We start from the raw sequence: 12,377 nt of genomic DNA on the forward strand, positions 1-12,377 counted from the left end.
GCATGGCAGACCAGATTGTGGCGACACCGGAAATCCGCGAGTACGTCCGCGCCGTGTCCTTGCGGGAGGATCCGATCCTGGCGGAACTCAGGGAGGAGACCGCGGGACTGCCGGGTGGCTCGGCCATGCAGGTCATGGCCGAGGAGGGCCAGCTGCTGGCGCTCCTCGTCAGCCTGTCCGGTGCCCGATCGGTGCTGGAGATCGGCACCTTCACCGGCTACAGCACGCTGTGCATGGCACGTGCGCTGCCACCGGACGGCACGGTGGTCACCCTCGACCTCAATGGGCGCTGGCCGGCGATCGGCGCCGAGTACTGGCAGCGCGCCGGGGTCGCCGAACGCATAGACGTGCGCATCGGTGACGCGACGGGGACGCTCGCCGCCCTCGCCGACGAGCAGGGCGCCGGCAGTTTCGACCTCGTGTTCATCGACGCGGACAAAGCCAACTACGGTGCGTACTACGAGGCCGCGCTCCACCTCGTGCGGCCGAAGGGGCTCGTAGTCATAGACAACACGCTCTTCTTCGGCCGAGTGATCGACCTGGACAGCCATGACCCGGACACCACCGCGGTCCGGGCGCTCAACGCATCGCTGCGCGACGATCCGCGTGTGGATGTCTCGATGCTCACGATGGCCGACGGGATCACACTCGCCCGCAAGAGGTGACTGTCGGGCCGTGGCCGGTGGACGGCGGCGCCCGCATCGTGCCGGGCGCCGGCGTCGCCGCCTCGTTGCGGCCGGCCAGTCCACAGGGACAGGTCACCGGCAGCGACTGAGCTGATCTTTACCCCGGGATCCCCCAGACGCGAAGAGTCCTCCGACGGCCCGTCGGAGGACTCTTCGCCTGGCAAAACCATGATCCGGTGGATTCCGGGCAGCCCGGTCCCGCTGTCGTGCTCCAGCGTCGCCGGGCGGTGAGCCGCGGCATGACGGACCAGAGCGTGGCGGCGCCGCGACGCGGACGCTCGCCGCCCACGCTGACGAGCGGGGCGGCGAGCGTGTGGGTCGCGGGTGCACCGGCGCACCGACGCGGGCGCGGCCGGCCGCGCGAGGTTCGGGCGGGCCCATGCCTCGACGCGACGACGGCCGGCGCGATCGCACGCGCGGAGGAATCGACTGTCAGGCCGAGGCCAGTGGGACGGTGGTGAGACGCATCGTGCCGGGCGCCGGTCTCGGTGCCGGTGTGATGTGCAGTCGTTGCGTCTGCCCGTCGCGCGGCGGTGGCAGTTCGGAAAGGCAGGCACAGAGCTCGTCGGTGAACCCGGCGAACCGATAGGCGACTTCCATGATCCGGTTGCGTGTGGTCGGCCGGAAGTCCGCGACCAGATGGGCGCCGGCCGTCGCCGCCTCGCTGATCAGCCAGTTCAGCACGGTGGCGCCGGCGCCGTACGAGACGACCCGGCACGAGGTGGCCAGGAGCTTCAGGTGCCACACCGCCGCCCCGGTCTCCAGGAGCGCGACACCGACCGCTCCGTGCGCCCCGAAGCGGTCGCTCATCGTCACCGCCAGGACCTCGTGGCGTGCGTCGTCCAGGAGTGCGCGCAGGTCGGCGTCGGAGTAGTGGACACCGGTCGCGTTCATCTGGCTGGTGCGCAGTGTCAGCTCTTCCATCCGGGACAGGTCGTCGGCGGTGGCTCGGCGGATGTCCATCGCGAGGTCCAGCGAGCGCAGGAACTCCTCCGACGGGCCGCCGAACGACTCCTGCTCGGCCTGGCGCCGCGCGTTCGCCTGGTACATCTCCCGGCGGCGGCGCGAGTCCACGGTCACCGTTGCCGGGGTGAACTCGGGCAGCGCCAGCAGTCCGGGCGCCGACTCGGCCGGGTAGCAGCGCACCTGCGGCAGGTGGAACGCCACCTCGGCGCGTTCGGCCGGCTGGTCGTCGACGAAGGCGATCGTGTGGTGGGCGAACTTCAGTTCGTCGGCGATCTCCCGTACCGACGTCGACTTCGGGCCCCACCCGATCCTGGCGAGCACGAAATACTCGGCGATGCCGAGGTCCTCCAGGCGCTTCCAGGCGGGGTCGTGGTCGTTCTTGCTGGCGACGGCCTGCAGGATGCCGCGGGAGTCGAGGCCCACGATGGTCTCGTAGACCTGGTCGTCGACGGCCACGTCGTCGCCCTCGAGGAGGGTGCCTTTCCACAGCGTGTTGTCCAGGTCCCAGACGACACATTTGACGGTGGTGACCGGTTCGTCCGGTGGCAATGGTCCGCTCACTGGAACTCCTCCTGCCGTGTTGTGCTGTTCCCGGTCGACAGGGCGTGTCTGGCGAGTTCGAGCTGGCATATCTCGCTGCTGCCCTCGATGATCTCCATCAGCTTCGCGTCCCGGTAGGCGCGGGCGGCCACGTGGCCGTCCGATGCGCCCGCCGAGGCCATGATCTGCATGGCCGACGCGCTCGCGTGCACGGCCTGGGTCGCGCTGACGTGCTTGGCGAGGACGGTGGCGATCACGAGGTCCGGCGAACCCGACTCCCAGTACTCGCCGGCGTGCCGGCACACCGCGGTGGCGACCTGCTCGGCGGCGTAGATCTCGGCGATCCTGCGGGAGACCAGCTGGTGCTCCGCGATCGGTTTGCCGAACTGCCGCCGCGATCTCGCGTGCTCGGTCACCGCGCCGAGGCAGCCGCGCAGGATGCCGACGCAGCCCCATGCCACCGACATCCGGCCGTAGGCCAGGGCGGTCGTCACCAGGAACGGCAGCGACAGTCCGGTGCCGCCGAGCACGTTGGCAGCCGGCAGGCGTACGTTGTCCAGCCGCACCTGCGCGTGGCCCGCCGCACGGCAGCCGATGGGGTGCGGGACCTTCTCGATCTCGACTCCCTCGGCGTTCGTGGGCACGACGACCGCTGCCGCGTCGTCGCCCGCTTTCCCGATGACGACGATCAGGTCGGCATAGGCCGCGGCGGTGATCCACGTCTTGCTGCCGTCCACGATCACCGTGTCACCGGCGAACCGCAGCTCGGTGGTCATCGCGCCGAGGTCGCTGCCGGCGTCCGGCTCGCTGAAGGCGACTGCCGCGAGCCGGCCGCCGGTCAGTTGCGGCAGGAACATGGCCCGCTGGTCAGGGGTGCCGAGGCGGTGCACGGTCCACGCCGCCATGCCTTGCGAGGTCATCACACTGCGCACGGAGCTGCACAGGCTCCCGGCGTGCGCGGTGAGCGCCCCGCTCTCCTGGCTGCCCAGGCCGAGTCCGCCGTACTGCTTGTGCACTTCGGCGCAGAGCACGCCGGCGCGGCCGAGTTCGCTCAGGACGGTTCGTGGGATCTCGCCGGCGATGTCCCATGCGCCGGCGTTGTCCCGGACGAGACGCCAGATGTCCTGGTGCCCTGGCCAGAGCGGCTCAGACATCGCTGTCTGCGGCAGACTCTGCCCGGAGCCGGCCGACGAGCGCGGCCATGCTCTTGACCGTGCGGAAGTTGCACATCTGCAAGTCCGGTCCGGCGATCGTCACGGAGTAGGTCTGCTCCAGGAACACGACCAGCTGCATGGCGAACATGGAGTTGGCGATCCCGGTCATGAAGAGGTCCTGGTCCACCTCGGGGCTGGTGCGGGTCTGCTCGGCCACGAACCTGGTGATCTCTTCGGCGACGGCCTCCACGTCGTCGAAGGGCGCCTTGTCGGTCTGCTGTTCCGGTGTCATGACTTTGCCTCACTGTAGGTGTAGAAACCGCGGCCGCTCTTTCGGCCGAGTTCGCCTCGCCGGACCTTCTCGAGAAGAAGTTCGCTGGGACGGCACCGCTTGTCGGCGGTCCTGGCGTACAGCGCCTCCAGGGCGTCGACGAGGTTGTCGATTCCGATCAGGTCCGCGGTGCGCAGTGGGCCGGTCGGATGTCCGAGGCAGCCCTGCATCAGGGTGTCCACGTCCTCGACGGTGGCGGTGCCTGCGCTGACCACCTGTGCGGCGTCGTTGATCATCGGGTGCAGGAGCCGGCTGGTCACGAACCCCGGGGCGTCACGGACCACCACCCCGCGTCGGCCGAGCCGGGTCAGCAGCGAGAGCACCGACTCGACGGTCTCGTCCGCGGTCTGTGGGCCGCGGATCACCTCGACCATCGAGATCAGGTACGCGGGATTCATGAAGTGTGTCCCGATGAGGTCGCCCGGGCTTTTCACCCACGCGGCCATCTCGTCGATGGGTATGCCGGAGGTGTTGGAGATCAGGGGCGTTCTGGGGCGGACCAGCGCCGACACGCCGGCGAGGACTTCCGCTTTCTTGTCGGGCAGTTCGGTGACTGCCTCGATGACCACCGCGGCGTCGGCGACATCGTCCAGTGAGAGTGTGGTGCGCAGTCGCGCCGGGGTGCGCCCGGCCGGCAGCGCGCCCGTCAGCGTCGCGTGCCGCAGGCCGTCGGCGCACGCGGCGGCGGCGCGATCCAGTACGCCTTCGTCGATGTCCACCAGTACGACGGGCAGACCGTGTCCGACGACGAGCGTCGAGATCCCGGTGCCCATGACACCCGCCCCTACGACGGCTACGAGTGGCTCGTCCATGACGCTTCCTCCAAACCCAGTGGTTCGTAACTGCCGGAGTCGGGGCCGATCCAGTAGCGGCTGCGCTGGAACGGGTAGCCCGGCAAGGACACTCGCCGCGGTCGCGATGTGCCGCTGAAGGCGTCCCAGTCGATGTCGACGGCGGACTGCCAGAGCCTGCCGACAGTGTCGAGCAGCGCGGCGGGACCGGATTGGCCGTTCTTCCCGGATGTCAGCGACGGCAGCGCCGTCAGCTGCTTCGCAGTCTCCTGCCGGGCGACGGCTTCGGTCAGTGTGCTGTCCGGCCCCACCTCCAGCAGGATCCGGCTGTCATCGGCGGCCAGTTCTCGCAGGCCGTCGGCGAAGGGGGCCGGTTCGTGCAGGTGGCGGGCCCAGTGGGCCGGTTCCGTGGCGTCCTCGGGAGTGATCCAGGTTCCGGTCGCCGCACAGATGTACGGCACCTGCGGCGGTGTGAGTTCGTGGCCCGCCACCTTGGCGGTGAACTCGGACTCGTACACGTCGGGCACTCCGCCCGCCCCGGCGTGGGAGCGGGCCTCGGCACCGGCGACCGTGATGTCGATGGCGTCCGCCAGGCCGATCACGCCGGCCAGGCAGGCCGCCACGTACTCGCCGTCTCCTTCGCCGATCATCGCGGTGGGGTGCACTCCCCACGACTGCCACAGCCGTGCGAGGGCCCACTGCAGACCGAAGGCCGCGGCCGGCACGCCGCGCGGGTCGTCGTGTCCTGCCGGCGGGCCGTCCCAGGTGGACGGGAAGAGCAACGCGCGCAGGTCGTAGCCGAGCAGTGGCCGTGCCAGCTCCGCGCAGCGGTCCACCTCCTGGGCGAAGACCGGTTCGCCGCGGTGGATCGCCGTGGCGGCGTCCGGCCGGTGGGAGGCGCTGCCGGGGAACATGAAGACCACTTGGCGGGCCTTCACGCCTTCGGCGGTGTCCACGGTGCCGGGCCGTGCCAGTGCGCGCAGGGCGGCTGTCGCCTCGGCCCGGTCGCGGCACACCAGATGCCGGCGGAACGGGAGTTCGCGGCGGCCGGCCTGCAGGGTGTGGGCGACGTCGGCGAGGTCGAGGTCGTCCTGGCGGTCCAGACGGTCGGCGAGGTTGCTCGCGGCGTCCGCCAGGGCCTTGCCGCTGCGTGCGGACAGTACGAGCAGTTGCCTCTCGCGTGGGTCCGGCTCGGTGGCTCGCGGTGCCGGTGCTTCCTGGAGCACCAGGTGGGCGTTGGTACCGCCGACCGCGAAGGCGCTGACTCCGGCGCGCCGCGGCGTCGCGCCGCGTGGCCAGGGGCGGGCGGTGGTCGGGACGTAGAACGGTGTGCGGTCCAGCAGCAGGGCCGGGTTGGGCGCGTCGAAGTTGATGCTCGGCGGGATCTCGCCGTGTTCGAGGGCCAGTACCGCCCTGGCGAAGCCCGCCGCCCCCGCGGCGGCGTCCAGGTGGCCGATGTTGGCCTTCGCGGAGCCGATCGCGCAGAACCCGCGTTCGCCGGTGTCGAAGGCCTTGGTGAGGCCGGCCACCTCGATCGGGTCGCCGAGCGGGGTGCCCGTGCCGTGGGCTTCGATGTAGCCGATGCTCTGCGGCTCCACGCCGGCGACGGCCTGCGCGGTGGCGATCACCTCGGCCTGTGCCTGCATGCTCGGCGCGTTGAATCCGAATTTCGCCGAACCGTCGTTGTTGACCGCGCTGCCCAGGACGAGTGCGCGGATGTGGTCGTTGTCCGCGAGTGCGTCGCTCAGCCTGCGCAGTGCCACGACCGTGACGCCGTAGCCGGGGACGGTTCCGCTGGAGGCGGCGTCGAAGGGCCGGCAGTGGCCGTCACGCGCGAAGATGCCGCCTGCGACGACGGGGTAGCCGCCGATCAGCGGGATGGGCAGTGCCACTCCTCCCGCCAGTGCCATGTCGCACTCGTGGCCCAGCAGCGCCTGGCAGGCGAGGTGGATGGCGACGAGCGATGTGGAGCATGCCGATTGCACGGACATCGCGGGGCCGCGGAGGTCGCACAGGTACGCCGCCCTGGTCGCGAGGAAGTCCTTGTCGTTGTAGGGGCGTGCGGAGAAGGCCGACAGCGATCCGCGGAACCGAGCGTTCGCCAGCAGGTTCAGTGGCAGGTACTTATTGGCGAAGCAGCCGGCGTAGACGCCTACGGCGCCGTCGAACCGCGCCGGGTCATGACCGGTGTCCTCCAGCGCGTGCCAGACGCATTCAGCGAAGATCCGCTGCTGCGGATCGCTGATCCGCGCCTGTTCCTCGGTGTATCCGAAGAACTCGGCGTCGAAGTGGTCGGCGTCCTCGATGACCGCGGCGGCGGGTACGTAGTCGGGGTGCGCGACCATGTCCTTCGGCCAGCCGGCGTCGACCAGTTGCTGGGTGCTGAACCTGGTGACCGATTCGACGCCGTCGCGCTGGTTGCGCCAGAACGCCTCGATGGTGGGGGCTCCTGGCAGCCGTCCGGCGAGCCCGACGACCGCGATCGGCTCCACTCCGTCTTCCATCCCGGTACTCACCCAAGGCCCCCATCGGCTTGATGCCATGTCGAAGAGTCCGCGAACACGCTCACGCCCCCGTCCTGCCCGCCCGGCGTGCGGCGGCCTGTCCGGCGACGCGGCGGGCGGCTGCCCGTGCGGCGCCCGCGCCGACGGCCTCGTCGGGCCCCTCGGCCGGCTTGCGGTCGAGGGCCTCGGCGAGTGCGCGTGCGGACGGGTAGCTGAACATGTCCACCAGCGACAGCTCGCTGTCGCACCGTTCGAGCAGGCGTGCCCTGGCCACGACCACGAGCAGTGAGTTCCCGCCGATGTCGAAGAAACTGTCGTCCAGGCCCACCCGGTCCACGCCGAGTACCTCCCGCCACACGTCGGTGACCAGCCGTTCGGTCGCGGTCGTCGGTGGCGCGTACGCGGTCGTGCCCTCGGGCCGTGCGTCCGGCAGGTCGGGCAGTGCCCTGCGGTCGACCTTCTTGTTCGGGGTCAACGGCACCGCGTCGATGGGGCGGAAGGCGCTGGGCAGCATGTAGCCGGGCAGCCGTGCGGCGAGGAAGGCGCGCAGTTCGGTGCCGGTCGCGGGCTGGCCGGTCGCCGGAACGTAGAAGCCGATGATCCGTTGTTCCGCGCCGATGCCCCGGATGACGGCGACTGCCGAGCGGACCTTCGGGTGTTCGGCCAGCGTCGTCTCGATCTCACCGAGTTCGATCCGGTGGCCGTGCAGCTTGACCTGGTCGTCGAGCCGGCCGAGGAATTCGAGTGCGCCGTCGGGCGTCCAGCGGGCCAGGTCGCCCGTTCGGTAGAGGCGAGCCCCGGGCCGGCCGGCGAACGGGTCGGGCTGGAAGCGTTCGGCTGTCACCTCGGTGCGGTCGAAGTACCCTCGTACCACGCCGTCCCCGCCGAGCAACAGTTCTCCGGGTACACCCGTCGGGCACAGCCGCCTGTCGCGATCGATCACGTAGGCCTGTACGTTCGCCAGCGGCCGCCCGATGGTCACCGGGCCGCCGTCGGGCCGGATCCGGGACGTCGTCGCCCAGACCGCGGCCTCGGTCGGCCCGTACATGTTGTGGACCGTGCCTGCGACGGTGTCGGCGAGTTCGCGGGCCAGGTCGGCGGGGAGCGCTTCGCCGCCCACCAGCAGCCGGTCGAGCCGGCGCACCTGGGCGCGCGCGTCCTGGTCGGCCAGCAGGGCACGGGCCAGTGAGGGCGTGCACTGCAGGTGCGTCACCGCGTGCTCGCGCAGTTGTTCGGCGATCGGTTCCTCGGCCCTCGCCAGCGCGGCGTTCCTGCGCTCGTCGCTGATGTCCCTGACGGTGGCCAGGTGGGTCAGGGCGTCGAGTGCCGCCTTCTCCTCGACGCCGAAGTCGATCAGGCAGGCGACCTCGTCGACGCCGATGGCCTTCATCCGGTCCACCATGTCGGCGCAGACCTGCGGTGTGCCGAGCAGGCTGGCGGTGGCGAAGAACCGGTCGAATGCCCGGTCGACCAGTTGCCGCAGTTCCTCGGGGGGCAGCGCCTTGAAGTCCTCGGCGCTCCGGGTGGTGATGCCGAGCGAGGCGATCAGGTCGAAGGAGGTCTCCAGGTACCGGCTCATCGGTTCCCGGACCAGCTCGCGGACCTCGTCGATGTCCGGGCCGACGAACGTGTGGACCATGACCACCACGTGGCCGTCCCCGGGTCCGTGCCCGTGCTCGCGCCAGGTCCTGCGGTACAGCGCTATCTTCTCGGCCAGTTCCTCCAGGCTGTGCCCGAGGAGGTGGGTGAGCACCCCGGTGCCGGCCTCGCCCGCCATCCGGAAGGTTTCCGGGTGCTTGGCGCTGGTCAGCCACACCGGCAGCTCCGGCTGGACGGGCCGGGGGAAGACGCCGACCTCGACCTCGGTGCCGATGCCGTTGCGCCGCTGCACCTTCTCGCCGCGCCACAGCTTGCGGACCTCGGCGAGGCCGTCCAGCATCAGCTGCTTGCGCTTGTCGTACCGGTCGGGTGCGAGCGTGAAGTCGTTGGCGTGCCAGCCGGACGCGAGGGAGATGCCGGCCCGGCCGGCCGAGATGTTGTCCACGGCGGACCATTCCTCGGCCACTCGCAGCGGGTCGTGCAACGGCATGACCACGCTGCCCGCGCGCACTTGGACGCGCTCGGTGACCGCGGCGACGGCCGCCGCCATCACCGAGGGGTTCGGATACAGCCCGCCGAACTGGTGGAAGTGGCGTTCGGGGGTCCACACGGCGGTGAAACCGTTGCGGTCGGCGAACCTCGCGCCGTCGAGGAGCAGGCGGTAGCGGTCGTCGGAGCCGGCTTCGCAGTCGCTGCCGAAGTAGAGCAGGCTGAAGTCGATGGGGCGGGCACGGGCCTTGGCCACCGCGGCCGACTGCGCGGCGGCCGGGGCCGACGGCAGGGGCGGTTCACGGCGCAGCACGATCCGGTGGCCGTGTGTCAGCGCCCACAGCAGTTCGACCACGGAGATGTCGAAGGAGACGCTGGTCACCGCGAGCCAGGTGCTGGGCTCGTCGGCGCCGAAGACGTCGCTCATCCCGGTGAAGAGGTTGGCCACGTTGCGGTGGGTGACCATGACGCCCTTGGGCTGTCCGGTCGATCCGGACGTGTAGATCACGTACGCCAGGTTGTCGGCGGTGACTGCCGCGGGCGGGCTGTCGGGCGGGCCGTCGGGCGGGCCGTCCGGTGTCGCGGCCGGGTCGGGGACCACGACGTGGGCGGCGCCGAGGCGGTCTGCGGCCGCGGCGGAGGCGGAGTCCGCGACGACCAGCCGCACGCCGGCGTCGCCGACCATGAACGCCAGTCGGTCGGGCGGGTAGTCAGGATCCAGCGGGAGGTACGCTGCGCCCGCTTTGAGGATCCCCAGCAGGGTGACCATCAGCAGGGATGTACGGCCGAGGTGGATGCCCACCGGCTCGTCCGGTGCCACGCCGAGCCGGCGCAGCCGGCCGGCGAGCCGGTCGGCGAGCCCGTCGAGCTCGCGGTAGGTCAAGGTGGCGTCGGCCGCGATCACGGCGACCGCGTCGGGGGTCGCCGCCACCCGCTGCGCGAACAGTTCGTGCACCAGGGCGTCGGGGGCCTCGGCCCGGGGGCCGGTCTGCCAGTCGGCCAGGGTGGCGAGCTCGTCCGCCGGCAGCACCGCCAGTTCTTCGACGGGGCGGTCGGGGGCCTGCGCGGCGGCGGTGACGATGTTGACGTACCGTTCGGCGATCCGCTCGGCGGTCGTGGCCTCGAACAGGTCCGTGCTGTACTCCAGGCGGCCGGTCACGCCGGCCGGGGTCCGTGTGAGGCTCAGTGTGAGGTCGAACCTCGCCGCGCCGGTGTCGCCCAGCACCGGGCGCACCTGGCAGCCGTCCAGGCGCAGCCCCGTTCCTTCGTCTTCGTACCGGTAGCTGAACAGCACCTGGAACAGCGGGTTGTGAGCGAGGTCGCGGTCGGGGTGCAGTTCTTCGACGAGTTTCTCGAACGGCAGGTCCTGGTGGGCGAGCGCTCCCTTGACTTCCGTCCACAGCCGCTGGATCAGCTCACGGAACGTCGGGCCGTGGGTGAGGTCGCAGCGGAGCACCAGCGTGTTGGTGAAGAATCCGATGAGGCGGGCCAGTTCGGGCCGGCTCCGGCCGGAGACCGGCGTGCCGACGACGACCTCGTCCTGGCCGACGTGTGCCCGCAGCAGTATCGAGAAGGCGGCGAGCAGGACGCTGTAGAGCGTGACGCCTTCGGTCCTGCCCAGCTCTTCGAGCCGCTGGACCGAGGCCGGCGGCAGCTCGAAGGTGAGCGCGGCGCCGCGGTAGCTCTGTACCGGTGGCCGGGTGTGGTCGGTGGGCAGGTGCTGGGCGGGCATGCCGGCCAGCCGGTCCGTCCAGTACCCCAGCAGCCGGTCGAGTTCGGCTCCGGCCAGCGTGCTGTGCTGCCACTCGGCGAAGTCCGCGTACTGCATGGGCAGGTCGGGCTCGCGGCATTCCTGGCCGGCCAGGGCGGCCCGGTAGTGGATGTCGATTTCCCTGCCGAGTGTGCCGACCGACGCGGCGTCGCAGGCGAGGTGGTGCACGGTGAGCAGCAGCCGGTGCTGCTGTTCGCCCAGGCGCAGCAGGCGGGCGCGGATGACCCGGCCGGCCACCAGGTCGAACGGGGCACCGGCTTCCTCGTCCGCGAGCCGCGGCGCCTCGTCCGGCGTCCGGCCGGGTGCGGTCAGGTCCGTGACGGGTATGGAGGCGGGGGCGGGCGGCAGGACCACCTGGTGGGGGATGCCGCCGGTGGAGCGGAAGGCGGTTCGCAGGATCTCGTGGCGCCGCACGACTTCGGTCAGCGCTTGTTCGAGCGCGGTGTGGTTCAGCGGGCCGGTGATGTCATAGCCGAGCGGGACGTTGTAGACCGAGCTGCCCGGCTGCAACTGGTCGAGGAACCACAGGCGCTGCTGTGCGTACGACAGCGGAGCCGAACTGTTGTCTTCCCCGGCTTCCGGTTCGATGGCTGCGCTCACGGCTGCACCTCGGTTTCCTGCGGGTCGCGCAGGAGCGACTCGCCTTCCTCGTCACTGGGCCGGCCGAGTTCGGACACCGGCCGCACGGCGGTGCGGCGGTTGCGCGGCGTGATCGGGGCGAGGCCTGTCTCCGGCCCTGTCGTGGCGGCGGTCACGGCGTACGCCAGGCTCGCCACGGTGGGACGCTGGAGGAACGTGGAGATCGGGACCTCGACGCCGAAGGCCTCGTTGACCTGGGCCACCAGCCGGGCCGCCAGCAGGGAGTGGCCGCCGGCGCGGAAGAAGTCGTCCGTGCGCCCCACCGGCTGGTCGTGGAGCAGCGCCGAGGCGAGCCGGGCGACGCGCTCCTCCGTCGGTGTCTGCGGCGCCTGCTGCGCCGGGGGCTGGGCCGGGGTGCTCGGTGCCAGGGCGGCCAGCGCGTCGTGGTCCACCTTGCCGTGTTCGGTGAGCGGCAGGGCGGGGAGCAGCACGATCTTGTCCGGGACCATGTACACGGGCAGCCGGTCCTGAAGAAACGCCAGCAGCTTGTCCTCGGGAACGGTTGCGCTGCGGCCGTCGGTGCAGGCGTATGCCGTGAGCGAGGCTTCGGCACCGGCCGTGGACGCGCGGGCGACGACGACGGCGTCCCGTACGTCCGGGTGCTCCCTGAGCGTTGCCGCCACTTCCCCGGGCTCGATCCGGAAGCCCCGGATCTTGACCTGTTCATCCGCGCGGCCCAGGAATTCCAGCTGGCCGTCGGGGCGCCAGCGGACCAGGTCGCCGGTGCGGTACAGGCGTGCGCCGGGCTGAGCGGTGAAGGGGTCGGTGCGGAAGCTCTGTTCGGTCAGTTCCGGGCGGTTGACGTAGCCGCGGGCCACCGCCGTGCCGCCGAGGAACAGTTCGCCGCGGACACCTAGTAGTGCTTGGTCATGTGGGTGTCGGGGGCGGTATGTCGCGGTGGCAGGTG

At 71.0% G+C, this 12,377-nt stretch carries 8 protein-coding genes; 1 reads left to right on the plus strand and 7 read right to left on the minus strand.

What is annotated here, in order from left to right; genetic code table 11:
• Window positions 1-2: 2 nt before the first annotated feature.
• The gene (locus ACFF45_RS14695) at window positions 3-665 is read left to right on the plus strand and encodes an O-methyltransferase (protein ID WP_381346393.1); all 663 of its coding nucleotides are present in this window, start codon (window positions 3-5) and stop codon (window positions 663-665) included.
• Window positions 666-1,118: 453 nt separating this feature from the next.
• Here ACFF45_RS14695 and ACFF45_RS14700 read toward each other — a convergent pair whose 3' ends face one another.
• From ACFF45_RS14700 to ACFF45_RS14730, 7 genes are all read right to left on the minus strand, one after another.
• Entirely contained in the window at window positions 1,119-2,213 is a 1,095-nt protein-coding gene (locus ACFF45_RS14700; RefSeq protein WP_381346395.1) for an HAD-IIIC family phosphatase, read from the minus strand.
• Window positions 2,210-3,346: an acyl-CoA dehydrogenase family protein gene (locus ACFF45_RS14705; RefSeq protein WP_381346397.1), complete on the minus strand. Its 1,137-nt coding sequence runs from the start codon at window positions 3,344-3,346 to the stop codon at window positions 2,210-2,212. The genes ACFF45_RS14700 and ACFF45_RS14705 overlap by 4 nt, the downstream gene beginning before the upstream one ends.
• Entirely contained in the window at window positions 3,339-3,638 is a 300-nt protein-coding gene (locus tag ACFF45_RS14710) for an acyl carrier protein (RefSeq protein WP_381346399.1), read from the minus strand. The genes ACFF45_RS14705 and ACFF45_RS14710 overlap by 8 nt, the downstream gene beginning before the upstream one ends.
• Complete coding sequence (locus tag ACFF45_RS14715) at window positions 3,635-4,489, minus strand: 3-hydroxyacyl-CoA dehydrogenase family protein (protein ID WP_381346401.1); 855 nt, start codon at window positions 4,487-4,489, stop codon at window positions 3,635-3,637. The genes ACFF45_RS14710 and ACFF45_RS14715 overlap by 4 nt, the downstream gene beginning before the upstream one ends.
• The gene (locus ACFF45_RS14720) at window positions 4,471-6,960 is read right to left on the minus strand and encodes a type I polyketide synthase (RefSeq protein WP_381346403.1); all 2,490 of its coding nucleotides are present in this window, start codon (window positions 6,958-6,960) and stop codon (window positions 4,471-4,473) included. Before ACFF45_RS14720 ends, ACFF45_RS14715 begins: the two co-directional genes overlap by 19 nt.
• Before the next feature lie 73 nt (window positions 6,961-7,033).
• On the minus strand, window positions 7,034-11,431 hold the full coding sequence (locus tag ACFF45_RS14725; RefSeq protein WP_381346405.1) for a MupA/Atu3671 family FMN-dependent luciferase-like monooxygenase: 4,398 nt from the start codon (window positions 11,429-11,431) through the stop codon (window positions 7,034-7,036).
• Window positions 11,428-12,377: non-ribosomal peptide synthetase (locus ACFF45_RS14730; protein WP_381346407.1), on the minus strand; the 950-nt coding region annotated here is incomplete at its 5' end. The genes ACFF45_RS14725 and ACFF45_RS14730, both read right to left, overlap by 4 nt.

This window comes from Streptomyces cinereospinus (assembly GCF_042430725.1).
In the GTDB taxonomy this organism is placed as follows: domain Bacteria; phylum Actinomycetota; class Actinomycetes; order Streptomycetales; family Streptomycetaceae; genus Streptomyces; species Streptomyces cinereospinus.

What these genes read in the sequence shown, in the direction of transcription:
- ACFF45_RS14695 (WP_381346393.1), top strand. Translation starts at nt 3, where the DNA reads ATGGCAGACCAGATTGTGGCGACACCGGAAATCCGCGAGTACGTCCGC.
- ACFF45_RS14710 (WP_381346399.1), bottom strand. Translation starts at nt 3,638, where the DNA reads ATGACACCGGAACAGCAGACCGACAAGGCGCCCTTCGACGACGTGGAG.
- ACFF45_RS14705 (WP_381346397.1), bottom strand. Translation starts at nt 3,346, where the DNA reads ATGTCTGAGCCGCTCTGGCCAGGGCACCAGGACATCTGGCGTCTCGTC.
- ACFF45_RS14715 (WP_381346401.1), bottom strand. Translation starts at nt 4,489, where the DNA reads ATGGACGAGCCACTCGTAGCCGTCGTAGGGGCGGGTGTCATGGGCACC.